General features: G+C 69.0%; 20 protein-coding genes. 3 read left to right on the top strand and 17 right to left on the bottom strand.

From position 1 onward, the window contains the following. Positions 1-7 precede the first annotated feature (7 nt). The gene (locus D451_RS0111205; RefSeq protein WP_017534460.1) at positions 8-958 is read right to left on the bottom strand and encodes a TAXI family TRAP transporter solute-binding subunit; all 951 of its coding nucleotides are present in this window, start codon (positions 956-958) and stop codon (positions 8-10) included. A gap of 255 nt (positions 959-1,213) precedes the next feature. Between D451_RS0111205 and D451_RS0111210 the strand changes: the two genes are divergently transcribed. Beyond that, on the top strand, positions 1,214-2,779 hold the full coding sequence (locus tag D451_RS0111210) for an SLC13 family permease (RefSeq protein ID WP_017534461.1): 1,566 nt from the start codon (positions 1,214-1,216) through the stop codon (positions 2,777-2,779). A 93-nt stretch (positions 2,780-2,872) separates the two neighbouring features. Continuing rightward, positions 2,873-4,438, top strand: coding sequence for an SLC13 family permease (locus D451_RS0111215; RefSeq protein ID WP_017534462.1), 1,566 nt, complete (start codon positions 2,873-2,875; stop codon positions 4,436-4,438). Positions 4,439-4,603: 165 nt separating this feature from the next. Here D451_RS0111215 and D451_RS0111220 read toward each other — a convergent pair whose 3' ends face one another. The 8 genes from D451_RS0111220 to D451_RS28260 all read right to left on the bottom strand — a co-directional run bounded on the left by D451_RS0111220 (position 4,604) and on the right by D451_RS28260 (position 11,918). Beyond that, on the bottom strand, positions 4,604-5,806 hold the full coding sequence (locus D451_RS0111220; protein WP_017534463.1) for an MFS transporter: 1,203 nt from the start codon (positions 5,804-5,806) through the stop codon (positions 4,604-4,606). Between the two features lie 115 nt (positions 5,807-5,921). Next, positions 5,922-6,284, bottom strand: coding sequence for a monovalent cation/H(+) antiporter subunit G (gene mnhG, locus D451_RS0111225; protein WP_017534464.1), 363 nt, complete (start codon positions 6,282-6,284; stop codon positions 5,922-5,924). Next, the gene (locus tag D451_RS0111230) at positions 6,281-6,538 is read right to left on the bottom strand and encodes a monovalent cation/H+ antiporter complex subunit F (protein ID WP_017534465.1); all 258 of its coding nucleotides are present in this window, start codon (positions 6,536-6,538) and stop codon (positions 6,281-6,283) included. The genes mnhG and D451_RS0111230 overlap by 4 nt, the downstream gene beginning before the upstream one ends. Then, positions 6,538-6,915, bottom strand: coding sequence for a Na+/H+ antiporter subunit E (locus tag D451_RS0111235; RefSeq protein WP_017534466.1), 378 nt, complete (start codon positions 6,913-6,915; stop codon positions 6,538-6,540). The genes D451_RS0111230 and D451_RS0111235 overlap by 1 nt, the downstream gene beginning before the upstream one ends. Beyond that, a complete protein-coding gene (locus D451_RS0111240) occupies positions 6,912-8,435 on the bottom strand; it encodes a monovalent cation/H+ antiporter subunit D family protein (protein ID WP_017534467.1) in 1,524 nt (507 codons plus the stop codon). Before D451_RS0111240 ends, D451_RS0111235 begins: the two co-directional genes overlap by 4 nt. Further along, positions 8,432-8,740, bottom strand: a complete 309-nt coding sequence (locus D451_RS0111245) for a sodium:proton antiporter (RefSeq protein ID WP_014912702.1) — start codon at positions 8,738-8,740, stop codon at positions 8,432-8,434. Before D451_RS0111245 ends, D451_RS0111240 begins: the two co-directional genes overlap by 4 nt. Further along, positions 8,737-11,634: a DUF4040 family protein gene (locus tag D451_RS0111250; protein WP_017534468.1), complete on the bottom strand. Its 2,898-nt coding sequence runs from the start codon at positions 11,632-11,634 to the stop codon at positions 8,737-8,739. Before D451_RS0111250 ends, D451_RS0111245 begins: the two co-directional genes overlap by 4 nt. Positions 11,635-11,747: 113 nt before the next feature. After that, complete coding sequence (locus D451_RS28260) at positions 11,748-11,918, bottom strand: hypothetical protein (RefSeq protein WP_014911087.1); 171 nt, start codon at positions 11,916-11,918, stop codon at positions 11,748-11,750. Between the two features lie 332 nt (positions 11,919-12,250). Between D451_RS28260 and D451_RS0111255 the strand changes: the two genes are divergently transcribed. Then, positions 12,251-13,168 (top strand): alpha/beta fold hydrolase, encoded by a 918-nt coding sequence (locus tag D451_RS0111255; RefSeq protein WP_017534469.1) that lies wholly within the window; start codon positions 12,251-12,253, stop codon positions 13,166-13,168. A gap of 16 nt (positions 13,169-13,184) precedes the next feature. On the opposite strand, the gene D451_RS0111260 is transcribed toward D451_RS0111255, so the two are convergent. From D451_RS0111260 to D451_RS0111290, 8 genes are all read right to left on the bottom strand, one after another. Beyond that, positions 13,185-14,057: an aminoglycoside phosphotransferase family protein gene (locus D451_RS0111260; protein WP_017534470.1), complete on the bottom strand. Its 873-nt coding sequence runs from the start codon at positions 14,055-14,057 to the stop codon at positions 13,185-13,187. A gap of 19 nt (positions 14,058-14,076) precedes the next feature. Continuing rightward, positions 14,077-14,832, bottom strand: coding sequence for an iron ABC transporter ATP-binding protein (locus D451_RS0111265; RefSeq protein WP_017534471.1), 756 nt, complete (start codon positions 14,830-14,832; stop codon positions 14,077-14,079). Continuing rightward, positions 14,829-15,863 (bottom strand): iron chelate uptake ABC transporter family permease subunit, encoded by a 1,035-nt coding sequence (locus D451_RS0111270; RefSeq protein ID WP_014909579.1) that lies wholly within the window; start codon positions 15,861-15,863, stop codon positions 14,829-14,831. Before D451_RS0111270 ends, D451_RS0111265 begins: the two co-directional genes overlap by 4 nt. 22 nt (positions 15,864-15,885) lie before the next feature. Further along, positions 15,886-16,875: an ABC transporter permease gene (locus D451_RS0111275; RefSeq protein ID WP_017534472.1), complete on the bottom strand. Its 990-nt coding sequence runs from the start codon at positions 16,873-16,875 to the stop codon at positions 15,886-15,888. 79 nt (positions 16,876-16,954) lie between these two features. Then, complete coding sequence (locus tag D451_RS26425; RefSeq protein ID WP_017534473.1) at positions 16,955-17,791, bottom strand: siderophore ABC transporter substrate-binding protein; 837 nt, start codon at positions 17,789-17,791, stop codon at positions 16,955-16,957. Further along, positions 17,792-17,947, bottom strand: coding sequence for a hypothetical protein (locus D451_RS28930; RefSeq protein WP_017534474.1), 156 nt, complete (start codon positions 17,945-17,947; stop codon positions 17,792-17,794). A 158-nt stretch (positions 17,948-18,105) separates the two neighbouring features. Further along, positions 18,106-19,878 carry a serine/threonine protein kinase gene (locus tag D451_RS0111285; RefSeq protein ID WP_241463318.1) on the bottom strand — a complete coding sequence of 591 codons (1,773 nt, stop codon included), beginning with the start codon at positions 19,876-19,878 and terminating at the stop codon, positions 18,106-18,108. 60 nt (positions 19,879-19,938) lie between these two features. Next, positions 19,939-20,193: a DUF2795 domain-containing protein gene (locus tag D451_RS0111290; RefSeq protein ID WP_014910634.1), complete on the bottom strand. Its 255-nt coding sequence runs from the start codon at positions 20,191-20,193 to the stop codon at positions 19,939-19,941. Positions 20,194-20,297: the final 104 nt, after the last annotated feature.

The following is a 20,297-nucleotide window of genomic DNA, read 5'->3' on the forward strand; positions in this document are numbered from 1 at the left end:
GGCGCGTTCAGGCCGGCTTGTTCTCCCGGTACCACTGTTCGGCGCCCGGGTGCAGCGGCACGATGCCGGTGGAGATACCGGTGCGGACGTTGATCTGGGCGGCCTCGGGGCGCTGTTCGGCGAGGCGGCCCGCCCCCGTGTACATCGCGGCGGTGATCCGTCGAACGAGTTCGTCGGGCAGTTCCTCGCGGCAGAGCAACAGGTTGGGGATGGACATGGTGGGGCAGGCGGGGATCCCGGTGTAGGTGGTGGCCGGGATGGTCGCGGGGAAGTAGGCCTCGGGGTAGGTGCTGGCCATGCTGTGGGCGGCGTCGGACAGGTCGACCAGCCGCAGGGGCCGTTCCTCGGCCAGGTCGGCGATGGCGGGTGTGGGCAGCCCGGTCAGGGAGAACATCGCGTCGATCTCCCCCGAGGCCAGGGCGGCGGCGGAGTCGGCCTGGTCGAGTCGGAGCTCCTCGGGACGCACGTCGAGGACGTCGAGGATCTGGCCGGCGGTGAACTCGGTTCCGGAGTTGACCGTCCCCATGGACACGCGTGCCCCCTCGATGTCCCCGAGCGAGCGTATGGGCGAGTCGGCGGTGACGACCAGGTGCACGAAGCTGTCGTAGAGCCGTCCTACGGCGCTGACCCGTGATCCCTCGACGGCGATGTCGGTGTCCAGGATCGAGTCGAGGTTGGCCAGACCGAGGTCGGCGTCTCCGCGGTCCAAGAGGATCAGGTTGTCGTGGGAGGCGCCGGTCTCCACGGTGACCACCTCTTGGCCGGGCAGGCGCTCGTCGAGAAGACTCGCGAGCACCCCGCCGATCTCTCGGTAGACGGCCCCCGGCGGGCCGGTGGCGATCACGAGTCGGTCCACCCCGGGGGCGGGGTCGCGCGCGCAACCGCTCAGGGAGCCGACGACGAAGGCTCCGGCCGCGCCCAGGAGGGCGGCCCGTCTACTCGGTCCGGTCGATCGCATACTCGCAGCTTAGACAGCCGGGCGAGTGGATGTTGTGGCCCATGCCTCACCCTGCGTCCCCTCCTCTACACCGACGGTCGCCCTATGTCAGAGGAATCCCAACTCTCTCCCAGTGGCGTTGCGCACATTGCCGTGGGATGAACACCATGTGGTCGATCAATGGAAGTCACCCGGAGGAGACCAAGCGGCAACCCGCTTGCCACATGACGGCCTCCGGCTAAGGGCGCGACCCCCGGCCCACCAGGAGGAAGATCCATGGCCACCCAGCAGGGTGCCGATGCTCCGGAAGCATCGTCGGACACACAGCAGGAGGAGCAGTCCTCCACGGGCATGAACAGGACCCGCCTGGTCGGGCTCGTTCTCGGCCCGCTGCTCGGTCTCGCGATCTACTTCGCGATGCCGGACATCCTGCTGCCGATCGGCGATGACGGCGGGGACCCGGTCCTGTCGGCGAACGGCAGCGTGGTCGCGGCGATCACCGCGTGGATCGCGATCTGGTGGGCCACCGAGGCGATCCCGATCCCGGTGACCTCGCTGATGCCGCTGGTGCTGTTCCCGCTCATGGTGGAGGGCGCGGCCATCGGCGACGTGGCCTCCTCCTACGGATCGGACACGATCTTCCTGTTCATGGGCGGCTTCATGCTGGCCCTGGCCATGCAGAAGTGGAATCTCCACAAGCGCATCGCCCTGACGATCGTCTCCAAGGTCGGCTCGAACACGGTCGGTCTCATCGGCGGCTTCATGATCGCCACCGGGTTCATCACCATGTGGGTGTCCAACACCGCCACCGCCGTGATGATGCTGCCGGTCGGCCTCTCCGTCATCGCGCTGATCGCCCAGTTCCGGGGCGGTCGTACGGACGCGAACTTCGCGACCGCGCTCATGCTGGGTATCGCCTACTCCTCGTCGATCGGTTCGGTCGCGACCCTGATCGGTACCCCGCCCAACGTCCTGATGGTCGGCTACCTGGCCGACAACCACGACATCAGCATCGGCTTCGGCCAGTGGATGATGGCCGGTGTGCCGCTGGCCGCCGTCTTCATGCTCATCGCGTGGTTCGTGCTGACCCGTCTCTTCCCGCCGGCGGTGAAGAAGGTCGAGGGCGCGCAGACGCTCATCCGCGAAGAGCTGGACAAGATGGGCGCCATGTCCCGTGGCGAGAAGCTGGTCCTGGCGGTCTTCGCCTTCGCCGCCCTGTCCTGGATCTTCGTCCCGATGATCGCCGACATCGAGGCCGTCGCCTCGGTCGCCCCGTGGCTGGGCAGCGTCAGCGACGCCGGTATCGCCATGACCGTCGCGGTCCTGCTCTTCCTCATCCCGGTGGACCGTAAGACCCAGCTCCTGGACTGGGACACCGCCGTCAAGCTGCCCTGGGGCATCCTGCTGCTGTTCGGCGGCGGTCTGGCGATCTCCGCCCAGTTCACCAAGTCCGGGCTGAGCGCCTGGGTCGGTGGCCAGGTCTCCTTCCTGTCCGGGGTGCCCACCTGGGTGCTGATCCTCGCCGTCACCGCGCTGGTCCTCTTCCTCACGGAACTCACCAGCAACACGGCCACCGCCGCGACCTTCCTGCCGATCATGGGCGGTGTCGCGATGGGCATGGACATGGACGTCCTCGCCCTGGTGGTGCCGGTCGCGCTCGCCGCCACGATGGCCTTCATGCTCCCGGTGGCGACGCCGCCCAACGCGATCGCCTTCGGCTCGGGCTACGTCAAGATCGGCGAGATGATCAAGGGCGGCCTGTGGCTGAACCTGATCGCGCTCTTCCTGGTCCTCGGCACGATGTACGGCCTGATGACCTGGGCTCTGGGGATCTCCCTGTAGCCGACACGAGCCAGGGCCGTCCGGAAGAGAGAGACGGGCGGCCCTTTTCGACCCACACCGATCGAGATCAGACGACGATCAGGAGGACCCGCCATGGCGGCGAACACCGAAACGAGGGAAACGGGCACAGAGCCCGAGAAGGAGAAGGGCACGCCCGGGGAACGCACCAATCGTTCACGGGTGATCGGTTTCGTCGCGGGACCGCTCATCGGTCTGCTGATCTACCTGGTCATGCCGGAGATGCCGCTGCCGCTCGGTGACGGCGAGACCGAGACGGTCATGTCCGTCAACGGGTCGATCGTCGCGGCGGTCACCGCGTGGATCGCGATCTGGTGGGCCACCGAGCCCATCCCGATCCCGGCGACCTCCCTGTTGCCGCTGGTGCTCTTCCCGCTGCTCATCGACGGTGTGGCGGTCCCGGACGTCTCCGCGTCCTACGGTTCCGACGTCATCTTCCTGTTCATGGGCGGCTTCATGCTGGCCCTGGCGATGCAGAAGTGGGACCTGCACCGTCGCATCGCGCTGCTGATCGTCTCCAAGGTCGGTTCGAACACGGTCGGTCTCATCGGTGGCTTCATGGCCGCCACCTTCGTCATCGGTATGTGGGTGTCCAACACCGCCGTCGCCGTGATGATGCTGCCGGTCGGCCTCTCCGTCATCGGTCTGGTCACCCAGCTGCGCGACGGCAGGACCGACGCGAACTTCGCGACCGCCCTGATGCTGGCGATCGCCTACTCCGCGTCCATCGGCTCGGTCTCCACCCTGATCAGCACCCCGCCCAACGTCCTGATGGTGGGCTACCTGGCCGAGAACCACGACATCCACATCGGCTTCGGCGAGTGGATGCTCGCGGGCGTGCCGTTGGCGATCATCTTCCTGGTCATCGCCTGGGTTCTGTTGGCCAAGCTCATCTACCCGCCCAAGGTCAAGCGCATCGAGGGCGCCCAGGAGCTCATCGCCGAGGAGCTCTCGAAGATGGGCCCGATGAAGCGCGCCGAGAAGCTCGTGCTGCTGGTCTTCGGCTTCGCCGCCTTCTCCTGGATCGCGGCCCCGATGCTGGCCAAGAACGACGCCTTCGCCTCGGTCTTCCCGTGGATCGGCAGTGTCTCCGACGCCATGGTCGCCATGATCGTCGCGGCCCTGTTGTTCATCATCCCGGTGGACCGGAAGAACCGTCTGCTCGACTGGGACTCCGCGCTGAAGCTGCCCTGGGGCATCCTGCTGCTGTTCGGCGGCGGTATCGCGATCTCCGGCCAGTTCACCTCCAGCGGTCTGAGCACCTGGATCGGTACCCGCGTCGCCGTCCTCGAAGGCGTTCCGATGTGGGTGCTCATCCTGGCCGTCACCGTCCTGGTGCTCTGCCTGACCGAGCTCACCAGCAACACGGCCACCGCCGCCACCTTCCTGCCGATCATGGGCGGTGTCGCGGTCGGTATGGACGTCGACGTCCTGGCGCTGGTCATCCCGGCGGTCCTGGCCGCCTCGATGTCCTTCATGCTCCCGGTCGCCACTCCGCCGAACGCCATCGCCTTCGGCTCGGGCTACGTCAAGATCACCGAGATGCTTCGCGCGGGTCTGTGGTTCAACCTGACCGCGCTGATCATGATCATGTTCGCGATGTACGGCCTGATGAGCTGGGCGCTGGGGGTCTCCCTCTAGTCTCCACGAGCCAGGGCCGTCCGGAAGAGAGAGACGGGCGGCCCGCCCCGGGCGGTGTCCCCTCCACACCGACACCGCCCGGGACCCCAGGGGCGCTCCGCCCACCTCCGCCTTCGTCCGGCGGACGCGGGCGGGGCGCCCCTCCTCATGCCCGGGGCGCTCGGCTCACTCGGGACGTCCGGCGGCCAGAGAGACCGTCGTCTGGGCCAGGCCCACCGCTCCCACCAGCAGCAGGACGGTCTCCCACCGGCCGGTGGCCTGTCCGAGGGCGCCGGCCGCCACCGGGCCGCCCGCGGCCAGCAGGTAGCCGATGGACTGCGCCATCCCGGAGAGCCGGACGGTGCGCAGGTGGGTACCTCCGCGCAGCGCGATCAGGGCGAGGGACACCACGATGGCTCCGCCCGTGCTCCCACCGGCCATCAGGATCCACACCAGGCTCCATTGGGGCAGCCACAGCAGGCCGGCCATGGCGACGACCATGGGCACGCTCACGGCCAGGCAGGCGGGGGTCTGTTCGGCCCGACGCCCCATCACCGCGGTGACGGCCAGCCCGGCGAGGATCCCCGCGATCTGGAAACCGAACAGGTGCCAGCCGGCGGTGGCGGGGGCGACCCCACGCGAGGCCTCGACGGTCGGCAGCCAGTTGATGAGGGTGAAGAAGCTCGTCGACTGCAACCCCATGAACAGCGTGACCTGCCAGGCCTTCGCCGAACGCCATACCGACGCTTCGGGTTCGGGGGCGGGCGCCGGCCGCCCCGCCACGGGGGCGGGGACGGACATCGCCGGGGTGGGGAAGCGGTACATCCGTGTCGCCCAGACCAGGGCCGCCACCGCGACCAGACCCGCCCACAGCGCCAGGGCCGGGCGCCAACCGCCCAGGACCAGGGACAGCGGGAAGGCCAGCCCTGCGGCCAGCGCAGCGGAGGAGTTCATCACCGCCGTGTTGACCCCGGTGAGCAGGGGGATGTGGGTGGGCCGGTCGCGTCGGATGATGACCGGAACGAGCACGTTGCCCACGGCCACGGAGACACCGATCATCGCGGTGCCGATCCACAGGGCCGGCATCGGCGGCAGCGAACGGACGGCGATCCCCGCGCACAACACCACCAACGCGACCAGCACCAGCCGGTCCACGCCCCACCGGTTCGCCGGACCGTGGACCAGGGGGGAGACGATCGCGAAACCGAGCAGTGGCAGTGCTCCGAGCAGGCCCAGGGCCGAGGAGGACAGACCGGTGGTGTCCCCGATCTGTTCCAGGACCGCGCCCACGCCGGTCAACGCGGGACGGAGGGAGGCGGCGACCATGAACAGGGCGACGAGCGCCAGGACGGCCTGCGGCCCGGTGCGGTCGGTGGAGGGATTGCGCATACGACCTCGTCGGGGAGGGGAGGAGAGGGTTCCCCGGAAGGCTAGCCCCGAACATGGAGAACGGGACGAGGGCCCCACCCCCGTTCCCGGGAGTGGGGCCCTCGTGGCGGCCGGTTCAGGCCTTGTCGTCGCCCTCGGCCGGGGCTCCGGCCGAGGATTCGGCCAGATCGTCGAACTTCGTGATCTCGGTCGGCTCCACCTTGGTCAGGTAGCCCGCGCGGGCGATGGCGTTGCCGCCCACAGCCGCCGTGGCCAACTGGATCAGCAGGGCCAGGCCGATCTTGATCGTGTTCTCCACCGACGGGTAGTGCAGCAGCAGCCCGAGCAGCAGGAGCGCGGTGCCCAGAGCGCCGGCGATGGTGACCCCGCTCAGCCGCGCGTAGAAGTCGGGCAGCCGGAGCAGGCCGATCGCGCCGACCAGGAACACGAGGGCTCCGGCGATCATGCAGGCGATCCCGATGGTGTTCAGCACGCTCATCGCTTGCCTCCGGTGATCAGACGGGCGAGGGACAGGGCGGCCAGGAACCCGATCAGGGAGCACACCACCACGATGTCCACGACCAGTTCGGTGTCCAGGCGAAAGCCCAGCATGGCGACCAGGCCGACGAACCCGAAGAAGACCACGTCGGAGGCGGCTCCCCGGTCGGCGGCCGAGGGGCCGATCAGGATGCGGTAGGTGGCGACGGCCATGGCCAGCACGATCGCGCCGATACCGATGTCGATGATCTCCATCAGCTACGTCCCCCCTTGCTCTTCGCGCCCTCGGGGGCGCCCTTGGGACGGGTGACCGCCAGGATGCGGTCCTCCATGGCGTGGATCTCCTTCTGGAAGGACTCCCGGTCCTCCACGTAGAGGCCGTGCACCCACAGGGTGGAGGGGTCGCGTCGTACGGCCACCGTCACCGTCCCCGGGGTCAGGGAGATGAGATTGGCCAGCATCGTGACCTCCAGATCGCCGGTCGCACGGATCGGTACCTCGACGAAGGCCGGGGTGGCCGAACTGCCCGGGGTCACGATGTCCCACATGACCTGGAAGGAGGTCTTCACGATCTCCCCTCCGGCGTAGAAGGGGAACCAGAGCAGCCGTAGCGCCCATGTCAGGTAGGTCATCGTCCCAGCACCGCCTCGACGTATCCGGAGGTGTCCATCAGTCCGGCCGCGGCCTGCGCGCTCAGGTCCAGCAGGACCTGGGCGCCGAGGCCGATGCACAGGGTGGTCGCGGTCAGGATCAGGCCCGGGATGATCAGGGAGGCCTTGATCTTCGGTCGGGCGATCGTCTCGGTGACCGTGGAGCCGTTCGAGCCGACGGCGACGGGGGTCCCGTCACCGTTCTCCTCCCGGGGATCCTTGCCCCAGAAGACACCGCCCCAGATCTTCAGCATCGACATCAGGGTGATGAGGCTGACCCCGATCATCACGACCGCCACGGTCCATTGGGCGTCGTCCACGGCGGCGATGACCAACGTCAGCTTGGCGACGAAGCCGGAGAAGGGCGGCAGCCCGGCCAGGGAGAAGGCGGCACCCATGAACACCAGTGCCAGGAGGGGTTCGCGTTTGGCGATCCCGCCCAATCGATCCAGGGCCCCGGTGCCGTGGGTGTGCTCGATCGCCCCCGTCGACAGGAACAGGGACGCCTTCACGATCATGTGGTGGATCAGGTAGAACACACCGGCCATGAGGCCGATCTCGGTGAACAGGGCCACGCCCAGCAGGATGTAGCCGATCTGGCTGATCATGTGGAACACCAGGATGGAGCGGGTGGTGTTCTCGCCGACGGCCCCCAGCACACCGATGAGCATGGTGAGGGTGAAGGCGACGACGCCGATCCACAGGAACTTGGAGTCGCCGTCGAAGACCAAGGCGTACAGGCGGTAGATCGCGTAGATCGCGACCTTGGTGTGCAGCCCGGAGAACAGGGCGGTGATGGCCGGGGAGGCGAAGGGATAGGTGCGGGCCAGCCAGCCGTGCACCGGGACGACCGCGGCCTTGATCGACAGGGCGAGGATGACCACGCCCATGCCGACCGCGACCATGGGCGACTCCTTGGCGGCTCCGGCGAGCTCGCCCAGGTGGACGGTGCCGGCGGCGGCGTAGACCAGGGCCACGCCGGCCAGGAAGATCGTCGAGGTGAGCAGGTTGACGGTGACGTAGATGCGGCCCGCGCGCAGGCGGCCCAACGCGCCGAGCATCGCCAACAGTCCGTACGAGGGCAACAGCATGACCTCGATGAACACGAACATGTTGAAGATGTCGCCGGTGAGCAGGGCGCCGGAGACACCGGCGGTGAGCACCAGCACCAGGGGCGCGAAGAACGTCTTCCTGTCGTCCCCGGTGGCCACCGCGAACATCGAACAGACCAGGGCCAACAGCGAGGTGGTCCACAGCATCAGCGCGCTGAAGACGTCCGCGACGAACGGGATCGCGATCCCGTTCGGCCACAGCCCCACGTTGTGGGCGTAGACGGCGCCGTCACGGGTCAGCCAGATCAGCCACGAGGCCGCGAGCATGACGGACGCGCTGGGGGCGAGGAACAGGGTCCTGCGCAACCACAGCGGCCCCGGTAGGAAGGTCAGCAGCCCCGCCGAAGCCAGGGGGACCGCGACGAAGAGAGGGAGCAACGCGGAATTCATGAGGCGTCCTCGGTGTCGTCGTCGCTACCGGAGGCGGCGAGGGTGAGCATGTAGATCGCGATGGAGAAGGCGATCACGATCGCGGTCAACACGAAGGCCTGGGGCAACGGGTCGGCCATGAACGGGGTCGTCCCGGACCCGACCAGGGGCTGGTCCCGGCGGAACACGCCGCCCGCCGACATGATCAGCAGGTTCACCGCGTGCCCCACCAGGAGGAGGCCGAGGACGATGCGGACCATGCCGCGCTGGAGCATCAGGTAGACGCCCCCCGCGACCATGATCCCGATGGTGATGGCGAGGGTCATCGCTTACCTCCGGAGGTGGAGCCGTTCAGGACGGTGGCGTCGCTCTCGACCGCGGGAGCGGACTCCTCGTCGTCGCCTTCGTCCTTCGACGGCGCCGTCGTGGTCCCGGAGCGGCCCGGTGGGGTGCCGCGTTCGAGACCGAGTTCGTTGAGCGCGGTGAGCAGCACACCGATGACCGCCAGGTAGACGCCGACGTCGAACACGAAGGCGGTCGTGAAGTGGAAGTAGTCGCCCCAGGCCAGCGGGATCTCCGCGTGCAGCGGCTTGAGGAAGGAACCGTCCACGAAACCGAGGAACCCGGAGAAGGCCGCGACCACGACACCGGCACCGATGATCGCCGGGTAGGCGAGTCGGATACGGGCCCTGGCGTCGCTGGGCGCCGCGAGGTAGAGGAGCGCGAAGGCCGAACCCCCCACGAGACCGGCGATGAAACCGCCACCGGGCTCGTTGTGTCCACGGAACAGCAGGTACAGCGACCACACGACCAGCAGCGGCATCAGGTAGCGGCCGACCGTCCGCATCAGGACGGTGTTGTCGGCGGCCGGGTAGGCGGCGTTGTCGGTGCTCACCACGACCTGGCGGGAGGCGTGCACCGGCAGCAGGTCGCTGGAGCGCAGCACCGCGATGATGATGAGCCCGGCCACGCCCAGGACGACCAGTTCGCCGAAGGTGTCCAGCGCACGGTAGTCGACCAGGATGGTGTTGACGACGTTGGTGCCGCCGGTGTCGGCCGGGGCGTGTTCCAGCATGTACTCCGCGACGGCGGACAGTTCTCGACGTCCGGTCATCGCGTAGGCCGCCACACCGGCGCTCAGCCCGGCCGCGATGGCGATGACCGCGGTCAGGGCCTTGCGTCCGGCCTTGACCGGGTGGAACCGGCGGGGCAGTCGACGCAGGACCAGGACGGCGACGACCACCGTCAGGATCTCCACGAGGAACTGGGTGAGGGCCACGTCGAAGGCGCCGAGGAAGAACAGCCACAGCGCCACGGTGAAGCCGGCGACGCCGACCAGGGTCAGACCCGCCATCCGGGAGCGGGTGATGGTCGCGGCCAGGACGGCGACGGCCATCAGGCCCACGAGGACCCAGTCCAGGCCCATGGTGGTCTGTCCGGCGGGCGACGGCAGGTCCAGACCGAACACCGCCACGACCGCGGCCAGGGCGACGATCAGCACGGTGGGGGCGCCCAGGTGGAAGGCGGGCGAGTCGCTGCGGGTGAGGTCGCCGGTGCGGCGGCCCAGGCGGATGATCCCACTGTGGATCGCCTCGAAGACGTTCACCCCGGTGAAGGGGATGAGGTCCCGGCCCGCCACGGTGTCGCCGACGCGGAGGCGCCAGGAGACCAGGGCGCCGATACCGATGGCGGCCATCGACATGAACAACGCGGCGTTGAAGCCGTGCCACAGCAGCAGGTGGGCGTCGGCCGCCTGGTGGGTGGCGTTGAACGCCACCTCGTCGACCATCGGGTCCAGCGCCGGGACGGTCAGGCCGAGCAGCAGACCGCCGAAGGAGGCGATGACCGCCGGGAGCCAGAAGCCGGAACCGGCCTCCGTGGCGGCGGCCTCCCTGCTCCCCTCCTCGCTACGGGAGGTACCGAAGAAGGTCCGGTACACGAAGCGGAAGGAGTAGGCGAAGGTGAACACCGAGGCGCCGACCGCGACGACACCGGCGAGCGGGCCGAACCAGCCCGGTCCGGGGGCGTGCAGGAACGACTCGAACAGGTTCTCCTTGCTGATGAAGCCGAGCAGCGGCGGGATGCCCGCCATCGACAGGGCCGACAGCGTCGCCACGGTCGCGGTGACCGGCATACGGTGCCGCAGGCCGCCGAGCCTGCGCAGGTCACGGGTGCCGGTTCGGATGTCCACCAGACCGACGACCATGAACAGGGCCGACTTGAAGAGGGCGTGCGCCACGGTGTGCACGGCGGCGGCCACGAGGGCGGCCGGGGTGCCCACACCGATGACCGCCACCAGCAGACCGAGCTGGCTCACGGTCGAGAAGGCCGCCAGCCGTTTGAGGTCGGTCTGTTGGAGGGCGAAGATCGCGCCCATCAGAGCGGTGATCAGACCCGCGGTGATGAGCACGACGTTCCACAGCAGGACGTCGCCGAAGGCCGGGGTGAACCGCATCGCCAGGTAGATGCCGGCCTTGACCATCGCGGCCGCGTGCAGGTAGGCGCTGACGGGGGTGCTGGCCGCCATGGCGTCCGGCAGCCAGTAGTGGAAGGGGAACTGGGCGGACTTGGTGAAGACCGCCACGATCACCAGCAGGGCCACCACCGAGACGAAGACGGTGTCACCGGTCCACGAGGTGTCGGCGAGGATCTCGCTCAGGCTGGTGGTGCCGGTGCGCACGACCAGGAGGACGACCGCGCCCAGCAGGGCCAGCCCGCCCATGGCGGTGAGCAGGAAGGTGCGGATCGCCGGCCGGCTCGCGGAGGGGCCGGACAGTCCGATCAGGTAGAACGACGCGATCGTGGTGAGCTCCCAGAACACGAAGAGCAGCACGATGTCGTCGGCCAGCACCAGTCCCGTCATCGCGAACGCGAAGAGGGACATCAGGAAGTAGAAGCCGAGCCTGGGACCCGAGGGGAAGTACCGGGTGGAGTACGCCATGATCAGCGAGCCGATACCGGTCACGAGCATGGTGAACAGCCAACCGATGCCGTCCATCCGCAGACTGAACTCGACCCCGATCTGTGGCATCCAGGGGCGGGAGAACTCCAGCGGAGTGCCCGCGCCCAGGACCTGGGGCGCCTGTAGGGCGACCAGCACGGTCAGGGCGAGGAACACGGCGGCTATGGGCCATCCGGAGTCACGCCCCAGGTACCTGTTCAGTAAAGGGGTGCTCGCGACGGTCACGGCGAGCACGATGAGGAGAAGCAGCAGCACCACGCCACTGTCCTTTCACGGCTGAGCACCACGAGGCGGGCCGGGGGAGCCGATGAGGGCCCGGCCGACGGACGCGGTGTGACGGAGCGGAAGGTGGTTCTCGGGGGGTCTGGACGTCAGACGGACCCCGGCGGGCAGGCACTGAGCTCGCCGTGGGCGTTGGTGCCCCAGGACGTCACGTATCCGTTGGTGCCGAGGGGAAGGCCGTGCTGGTCCGGGAGGACGGACGGCTCTGAGAAGCGGCTTCGCCGCAGGGCGCGGCGGGGCGCGGAGAGGTCGGGCGTCATGCGTTGGTCGCTCCGGTGACATGGGTCGGTCAGGACGCCGACCAGTCTTCCCGGCACACCTTGAGCGGCGAGTGACGCCGCGCCCATGTTCGTTGATACGAGGGAGTATGTCCAGTTCGAGATGGTTTCTCTTTGGGAAAATCCCTCGTCAACGCGTGGGCGTTCCCTTCAATATAACCCCTGAACAGGTAAAATAACCCTTCGCCCACGACTCGGCATCGGATGGCCTCAACCTGGGTACACCGGAGCTTCGAGGGCATATGGTCCTGTTCAGGTGTGCCGGGAAGACTGGTCGGCGAAGGCGTTGTCCCCTACCCGAAACCAAGGTGCCCATGTCGGAGACCACCGTTCACGGCGCGCGCGTCTACCGCTCGGAGTCGGCGGAGAGAAGAATCCGAGGCTGGTGCGAGGACCGGCTCTCGGAGTACCCCGATCTGCGCTCCCTCCCCGAGATCCCCACCTCGCTCGGCCCCACGCGGGCCTTCCGTTTCGATGGTGGTCGCGGCGCGCCGGTGGTGGTGCTCAGTGGCACCAACTTCAACAGCGCGCTCAGCGCCTCCCCCGCCTCGGACATGAGCGAGGAACGCGACGTCGTCCTGGTCGACCTGCCCGGCCAGCCTGGGCTGAGCTGTGGGGTCCGCCCCAAGGGCCACCGGGCCCGAGCCTACGGCGCCTGGTTCGACGAGGTGCTGCCCACGCTGGTGGACCGCCCCGCGATCGTGCTCGGTCATTCCCTCGGCGCGGCCGTGGCCCTGGCCGGGACTCCGTCCGCGCTGGTCAAGGGGCTGGTCCTGGTCGGCCCGGCGGGGCTGACGCACGCCGCGACCTCGCCCGAACTGATGCGCGTCGCCCTTCCGTGGATGGTCGGCCCCCGCGACGACAAGAGCAGCAGGCTGCTGAACCTCATGAGCGGACCGGACTTCCGTCACCCCGTCCATCCGTTCGCGGGGTGGATGACGATGGTGGGCCGTGAGTGCCGTACCAGCCTGGCGCCGGGGCCGCTGTCCACCGAGGCGCTGTTGGCCTGGCAGGGCCACAACGTCGCCGTGGTCACCGGTGAGGACGACACGTTCTTCCCGCCGTCCCGGCTGCACGCTCCGGCCCGCAGGTTCCTCGACACCGAGCTGTGCGTCCTGCCGGGCGCGGGCCATCTGGCCCCCTACGAGTTCCCGGAGGAGGTCCGGGAGCTGGTCACCCACGCCGACGGTCGAGGGGACGGGATCGCTCAGGACGAGGCCACCGCCCCCTGAGGGGACTCCGCGCGCCTCAGCGGTCCAGGAGGCGAACGACGGTGTGCTCGCCGATGGCGGCCAGGAGAGGGTGGTCGTCGGTGGTGGTGATGAGCACCGAGGCGTAGACGACCGCCCAGGCACGGGCCCGGGACCAGGTGTGGTCGTCCACTCCGGTGATCCGGTCGCGCAGCCGTGCGTGGTCCTCGGGGCCGAAGGTCGTCCACGCGGTCGCCAGGTCGGTGGCGGGGTCTCCCGAGGTGAGGTCGCCGAAGTCCAGTACGGCCGCGAGTCCCGTGTCGTCGACCAGGACGTTGGCCGGGTGGAGGTCGCCGTGCAGCCACAGGGCGGGCCCCTTCCAGGCCGGGGTGTCGACCAGCGAGTTCCACAGGTCGAGGAGCTCGACCGCTCGAGGGTGGGAGGACCCGGTGAGACGTTCGACGATCCGTGCGTGGCGATCGCGCAGGGGGACGCCTCGGACCGGGTTCCTCGGCGCCTCCTCCGGCGCGGGCACGTGCAACCGCTCCAGGAAGATCGCGAGGGGTTCGACCAGGGTGCCGCGTTCGCCGACCGGGGCCTCCGCCGCCGTACGTCCCTCGAACCACGGGGCGACCGACCAGGACCAGGGGTAGCCCCGACCGGGTGAGCCCGTGCGCAGCGGGACCGGAACGGGCACGCCCACCCGCGCGGTGATCTCGGGAAGCCATCGCTGCTCGTTCACGATGAGCCGGGCGCCGGCCTCGCGCCTGGGCATGCGCACGCACAACCGTTCGCCCAGCCTCAGCAGGACGTTGTCCCAACCGTGGGCGACGGCCTCGATCGGCAGGTCGGCCAGGTCGGGGTGCTGGTCGTGGAGGAGGGAACGGACGAGCGCGGGGGTGACGTCGACCTCCGCTTCGGGGGTGCGCATGGTTCCAGTGTCACCGGGCTCAGTAGTAGACCGCGAGGGGGCCGTTGGGGCCGTCCACGACGGTCACCGGGGTCTCGAACACCCGGGTCAGCACCTCGTCGGTCATGATCCGCTCCGGGGTCCCGTACTCGACGACGGAACCGTCCTTGACCGCGCAGATCCGGTCGGCGTAGTGCCCCGCGAAGTTGATGTCGTGCAGCACGATCACGATCGTGCGGTCCAGCTCCTCGGCCGCGCGGCGCAGGTGCTTCATCATCTGCACCGAGTGGCGCATGTCGAGGTTGTTGAGCGGCTCGTCGAGCAGGACGTACTCGGTGTCCTGGGAGAGCACCATCGCCACGTAGGCGCGCTGGCGCTGGCCGCCCGAGAGCTGGTCGAGATAGCGGTGCTCCAGGTCGGTGAGGTCCAGGAAGTCGATCGCCCGGCTGATGATCTCCTCGTCGGCCACGGTCAGGCGCCCCTTGGAGTAGGGGAAGCGGCCGAAGGCGACCAGCTGGCGCACGGTCAGGCGGGTGACGAAGTGGTTCTCCTGCCGCAGGATCGACACGATCTTGGCCAGATCCTTGGACGCGGTCTCGACCACGTCGTACCCGGCGATCTCGATGGTGCCCTCGTCGAGACCGAGCAGCCGGCCCATCATGGTCAGCAGGGTCGACTTGCCTGCACCGTTGGGGCCCACGAGCGCGGTCAGGCCGCCCTTGGGGAGTTCCAGGTCCACGGGGCCGATCGTGACCTCGCCGCCGTAGTCCTTGCGCACACCCTTCAGCGTGATCACAGCCGGCCCTTTCTGAGAATGACGAACAGGAACACCAGACCGCCGACGAGCTCGATGATGATCGAGACCACGCCGTTCGCGTAGAAGATGTTCCGCATGACGAAGTACGCGCCGCTGAGCACGACGAAGCAGGTCAGCACCGCCACCGGGAACACGTACCGGTGGTCGTGGGTATCGGCGAACTGGTAGGCGAGGGTGGCCACGAGGAACCCGAGGAAGGTCATCGGGCCGATGAGGGCGGTCGAGACCGCCATCAGGATCGACACCAGGAACAGCACGCGCATGGTCTCGCGGCGGTGGTTCAGTCCCAGACCCACACTGGCGTCACGACCGAGCGCGACGATGTTCAGCCGTCGTGAACTCCACAGCAGCACGGCGGTCGCGCCCAGACACAGCGGGACGGCGATCGGCAGGTAGGAGGCGTCGGCGTTGGCGATGTTGCCGAACAGGCGGGCGGCGAGCACGTCGAACTCGCTCGGGGTGAGCAGTCGCTGCATGAAGGTGGAGACCGAGGCCAGGCCGCCACCGATGACGATGCCGATCAGCAGCATGACCTGGAGGTTGCCGTACCTGCCGGACAGCAGCCAGCCGTACAGCAGCATCGAGAGCCCGACCATGAGCGCGATCTGGAGCAGGAACTGCGAGACCCCCTGGATCGCGATGATCCCGGCGACGCCGAGGAAGTACACGGCGGTGGTCTGGATCGCGATGTAGAGGGCCTCGAACCCCATGATCGAGGGGGTGATGATGCGGTTGTTGGTGACGGTCTGGAAGCTCACCGTGGCCACGGCCTGGCAGATCGCGACCACGATCATGACCACCAGGTTGGTGGAGCGCATCTCGGCGATGCGCCAGAAGCCGTCCGACCCGACGGGCATCGGGTTGTTCCAGGCGAGCAGCCCGAAGGCGAAGCCGACCGCGAGGATCGAGAGGACCGTGACGATGGTCCAGTAACGGCGGCGGGCACGCCCGGTGGACAGGGTGCGGGAGGTTCGAGCGGGGGACGGTGCCGCGGCGGGCGGCTCGGTCACGCGAGAGCGGGAAGCGGTCATCTCAGCCACGGCGACGCTGCCTCAACAGGAGAAGGACGAAGACGGCGGCCCCGACGACTCCGAGGATGAGGGAGACGGGGACCTCGAAGGGCATGATGATGGTCCGGCCGATCAGGTCGCACACGGTGACGATCCCGATCCCCAGCAGGCACACCCAGGGGAGATTGCTGCGCAGGTCGTCGCCGCGCAGCATCGACACGACGTTGGGGACGATGAGCCCGAGGAAGGGCAGATTGCCCACGACCACGGTCACCACACCGGTGGCGATCGCGATGAGCGTGGTGCCCAGCAGGATGATCCGGTTGTAGTTCAGACCGACGTTGGTCGAGATCTCCTGACCCAGGCCGGCGACCGTGAACCGGTCCGCGATGACGAACACGGCGATCGCCACGAGGGCCACGATCCACAGCAGTTCGTACTGGCCGCGCAGGACCGAGGTGAAGCTGCCGGCGAACCATACGCCCAGGTTCTGCAACATGTCGGTCTGGAGCGCGATGAAGGTCGACACCGCGCTGACCACCGCGCCCAGCATGATGCCCACGATCGGGACGATCAACGAGGAGCGCAGGGTGACGCGGCGCAGGAAGAGGAAGAACACCATCGTGCCGATGAACGCGGCCAGGACCGCGCCGAACATGCGTGTGGTGATGCTCGCGCCCGGCACCAGGATCATGACCGTGAGCAGCCCGAGCCCGGCCCACTCGGTGGTGCCGGTGGTCGTCGGTTCGACGAAGCGGTTCTGCGTCAGCAGCTGCATGACCAGGCCGGACATGGCCATGGCGGCGCCGGCCAGGACGAGCGCGATCGTGCGGGGGATACGGGTGATGGCGAACATCTCGCCGCCGTCCTCGGCGCCGAAGACGTCGTACACGCCGGTGAACAGCGACAGTACGAGCAGCGCGCCCACGACCGCGATGCCGACCGGCAGCTTCCAGTCGAACAGGCGGCCCTTGTTCCGTGGACGCGACGGGGGCGAGGTCACGGTCGTCATCGCCGGGGGCACCTCTCACATCGGTACGTGCCGGCGGTGACGGTGGCACCGCCGGCACGTTCCCTTCGGTCGGACCGGATCAACCTCGGGCCTCCAGCGCGTCGGCGAACGCGTTGAAGAACTCGGTGTAGGTCTGGATGCCCTCGTTGGTGTAGGTGTCGACGGGCATGTAGACGATCTGCTCGTCCTTCACCGCGGACACGCCGGAGAGCGCCTCGGAGGCCGAGAGGATGTTCTCGGCGGTCTCGTAGCCGTCCTCGTCGGCGGCGACGGCGGCGTCGCGGTCCATCACGAGGATCCAGTCGGGGTCGGAGTCGGCGATCGCCTCGACGGAGATGTCGTCGCCCTGGTGGTCGTCGCTGGCGCCGTCGACCTCGAGAGCCGGGGTGAGGTCGAAGATGTCGAACGCCGGGCCGAGGGTACGACCGACGCCGGGGGCCAGGTAGCCGATCTCGCCACCGGAGGTGGTGACGGCCATGACGGTCTGGTCCTCGTCGTAGGCGGCCTCGACCCGCTCGACGGCGGCGTCGAAGTCGGCGATGACCTGTTCGGCCTCGTCCTGCTTGTCGAAGACCTCGCCCAGCACGGTGATCTGGCGCTTGAGCTCGGCGTCGAAGGGCTCGTCCTCGCGCGGGTCGAGCTCCAGGATCGTCGCGTCGGGCACGAGGGAGGCGATGTCGTCGTGGTACTGGGCGAAGCGCTGGCTGTTGACGACGAGGTCCGGCTCGGCGGCGACGATCGTCTCCAGGTCGGGCTCGTTGTGCGTGCCGACGTCGAGGATCGAGTCGTCCTCGATGTAGTCGATGGTGTCGGGCATGAGCGACACGGCGGCGGCGGACAGCTCGACACCCCAGTCCGAGAGGGTCTCGAAGGTGCGGTTGTCGAGGGCGACGACCGAGGTGGGCGGCGTGGCCACCTACTGGGCGCCGTTGTTGTCCTCGACCTCGATGGTCTCGCCTTCGGCGGCCACGGAGTCCTCGGAGTCCTGAGCGCCGGCGGAGCAGCCGGCGAGCAGGAGGGCGGACGCCAGGGTCAGTGAGAGCGCGGTAATGGGATGCCCGGGGGACTTCATGGCGATTTCTCCTCCACGTGTGTGAACGAAGGAGAGCCTAACCTAACCATTGTCACGAAAAGGAGACGGGGGTCCCCTTTGAGAGGTTCTTCTCAATGGCGAAGGCCGAGGTGAGCGGGTCGGGAAGGTCGCTGTGAAGTTCCGATCGGGCGGTGGCGTCACTCGTCCGGGTGCAGGGTGAGCGTTTCGGTCGGCTCGGAACCGGAGATGTCGGAGAGCGTGTACAGGTCGATCCGTACGGTGCCCTCGCCGGTCGAGTAGACCTCCGCAGCGTTGAGCGAGGCCATGGACCACCGCGCGTCGTCGAAGCACGCCCCGGGTTCGATGCCGTCCAGGCCCGACTCGTAGCCGCGGTCGGTGTAGTTCTCCAGGGAGACGGTGCCGGAACAGCCCTGTTGTTCGCGCTCCGGCACCGAGAGCGTCGCCGAAGCAGCGCCCTCGGCGATCTCGACGACGACGCGCTGCCCCGAGCCGTTCACCCCCGCCCAGGTCCCGTCGACCTCGGAGCCGAACTCCAGAGAGGTGGGGGAGGGGGCGAAGACGTCCTCGCCCCCGAGGGCGCGCAGGCTCAGGACCACCGGGGCCGCGACCAGGGCCAAGGCCAGAGCGGTACCCCCGATGAGCGGACCCTTGCGGCCCGGACGCCGCGGTCCGGCGGGTACGGAGACCGAGGGGCGCTCTCTCGGCGGTGCCCCGTCGCCACCGTCGGATTCGGGGGGCGAGCCTTCGTCGTCCGGGGGGAGCGGTACGCCCGAAGCGTCGCTACGGGGCTTGTGCGTCTCCTGGGAGGGAGGGGAATCAGGGGAGAGGGAGACCCCGGGCGATGGACCGGATACCCGTGGCGCGGGGCCCTCGGAAGGAACGGCGGTGGGTCGTGCTTCGGCCGATGCCGGCACGGCGGGCGCGGTCTCGGTGATAGGGGGTGCCGCCTCCACGACCGGTGGGCCCGAGGGCGGGGGGAGCGCGGCGGTCTCGGGCGACTCGGCGGAGGCGGTCGGCCGAACGGCGTGGGCGGGCGTGTCGAGGTCGGGGGCCGGCTCCTCGACCGGGGCGGGCGTGGACACGGGCCCTCGCCCCAACAGACTGTGCAGGACGTCCAGGGAGGACGGCCGCCGCTCGGGATCCTTGGCCAGGGCCGCGGCGACCAGTGAGCGCAGCGGCTCGGCCAGCCCGCCCAGGTCCGGGTCCACCTTGAGCACCTTGTGCAGGACCCCCGGCACCGTGGCCGCCTCGAAGGGCGCCTTCCCGGTCGCGGCGAACACCATCACCGAACCCCAGGCGAATACGTCCGTGGCGGCCGTGACCCGGCCGTCGGCGATCTGTTCCGGCGACATGTACCCCGGGGTGCCGATCGTGGACTGGGTGAGGGTGCCCGAACCCTCGATGATCTGCGCGATCCCGAAGTCGATCACCCGAGGTCCGCCTCGGGCCATCAGGATGTTGCCGGGTTTGAGGTCGCGGTGCACGATGCCGGCCTCGTGCACGGCCACCAACGCGGTCGCCACCGATACCGCCAGACGGGTCAGGTCCCCACCGCGCAGAGGACCCTCGTCGAGGACCGTCCTGCGCAGAGTGGGGCCCTCCACGTACTCACTGACGATGTGGGCCGGTGGGGAGGTGAAGTCGGCGTCGATCACCGCCGCGGTACAGAAGGAGGCCACCCGGGCGGCGGCCTCGGCCTCCCGCTCGAATCGTCTTCGCGTCCCGGGATCGGTCATCCCCTCCGGAGAGAGGGTCTTCACAGCGACCCTCCGTCCCGAGGGTTCGACCGCCAGGTACACGGTGCCCTGCCCACCGGAGCCGAGGCGCCCGAGGAGGCGACGATCGCCGAGGCGCTCGGGATCGTGGGGCTGTAGGGCTTCCAAGGGGGGTGTCACCGGGAACCTTCGAGACTCGGGGACGGGGGCCGGGGCCGCCCCGGGGCGGGGCATGACGGGGCCAACATACCGAACACGCGACCGCCCCGGGGGCACCCCGACGGACCCGTCGGATCAGGTGCGACGATCCCGCTCCCGTGCCCGCGCCGACTCGGTGTGCGCTCCCGGCTCGGTATCCGGCAACGGGACCGCGCGCAGGACCTCGTTCGGCTCGTTGTACTCGGCCGCGGGGGCCGCGCGCAGGGCGCTCACGATCTCCTCGTCGGCTCCGGCCTCCAACGCCGTGTCGATCAGCGTGTCCCGGGTCACGGGGAAGCGCACCCCCTCCAGGATCCGTCGGAGCCCCTCGATACCGCGTTCGACGCCCATGTCGCCCCCTCGATCGTGAAAGGGGCCGGCCGTGACCCGCCGGGGCGGAGCACGGCCGGCCCCGCACGGACACAGAGGGGACTACCCGGACGTGAAAGGCCTCA

It is taken from the genome of Nocardiopsis alba DSM 43377, from assembly GCF_000341225.1.
GTDB lineage: Bacteria > Actinomycetota > Actinomycetes > Streptosporangiales > Streptosporangiaceae > Nocardiopsis > Nocardiopsis alba.

Bases quoted from the DNA above. Each gene is read 5' to 3' on its own strand.
- D451_RS0111205 (WP_017534460.1), bottom strand. From the start codon at position 958: ATGCGATCGACCGGACCGAGTAGACGGGCCGCCCTCCTGGGCGCGGCC.
- D451_RS0111210 (WP_017534461.1), top strand. From the start codon at position 1,214: ATGGCCACCCAGCAGGGTGCCGATGCTCCGGAAGCATCGTCGGACACA.
- D451_RS0111215 (WP_017534462.1), top strand. From the start codon at position 2,873: ATGGCGGCGAACACCGAAACGAGGGAAACGGGCACAGAGCCCGAGAAG.
- D451_RS0111220 (WP_017534463.1), bottom strand. From the start codon at position 5,806: ATGCGCAATCCCTCCACCGACCGCACCGGGCCGCAGGCCGTCCTGGCG.
- mnhG (WP_017534464.1), bottom strand. From the start codon at position 6,284: ATGAGCGTGCTGAACACCATCGGGATCGCCTGCATGATCGCCGGAGCC.
- D451_RS0111230 (WP_017534465.1), bottom strand. From the start codon at position 6,538: ATGGAGATCATCGACATCGGTATCGGCGCGATCGTGCTGGCCATGGCC.
- D451_RS0111235 (WP_017534466.1), bottom strand. From the start codon at position 6,915: ATGACCTACCTGACATGGGCGCTACGGCTGCTCTGGTTCCCCTTCTAC.
- D451_RS0111240 (WP_017534467.1), bottom strand. From the start codon at position 8,435: ATGAATTCCGCGTTGCTCCCTCTCTTCGTCGCGGTCCCCCTGGCTTCG.
- D451_RS0111245 (WP_014912702.1), bottom strand. From the start codon at position 8,740: ATGACCCTCGCCATCACCATCGGGATCATGGTCGCGGGGGGCGTCTAC.
- D451_RS28260 (WP_014911087.1), bottom strand. From the start codon at position 11,918: ATGACGCCCGACCTCTCCGCGCCCCGCCGCGCCCTGCGGCGAAGCCGC.
- D451_RS0111255 (WP_017534469.1), top strand. From the start codon at position 12,251: ATGTCGGAGACCACCGTTCACGGCGCGCGCGTCTACCGCTCGGAGTCG.
- D451_RS0111260 (WP_017534470.1), bottom strand. From the start codon at position 14,057: ATGCGCACCCCCGAAGCGGAGGTCGACGTCACCCCCGCGCTCGTCCGT.
- D451_RS0111275 (WP_017534472.1), bottom strand. From the start codon at position 16,875: ATGACGACCGTGACCTCGCCCCCGTCGCGTCCACGGAACAAGGGCCGC.
- D451_RS28930 (WP_017534474.1), bottom strand. From the start codon at position 17,947: ATGAAGTCCCCCGGGCATCCCATTACCGCGCTCTCACTGACCCTGGCG.
- D451_RS0111285 (WP_241463318.1), bottom strand. From the start codon at position 19,878: ATGCCCCGCCCCGGGGCGGCCCCGGCCCCCGTCCCCGAGTCTCGAAGG.
- D451_RS0111290 (WP_014910634.1), bottom strand. From the start codon at position 20,193: ATGGGCGTCGAACGCGGTATCGAGGGGCTCCGACGGATCCTGGAGGGG.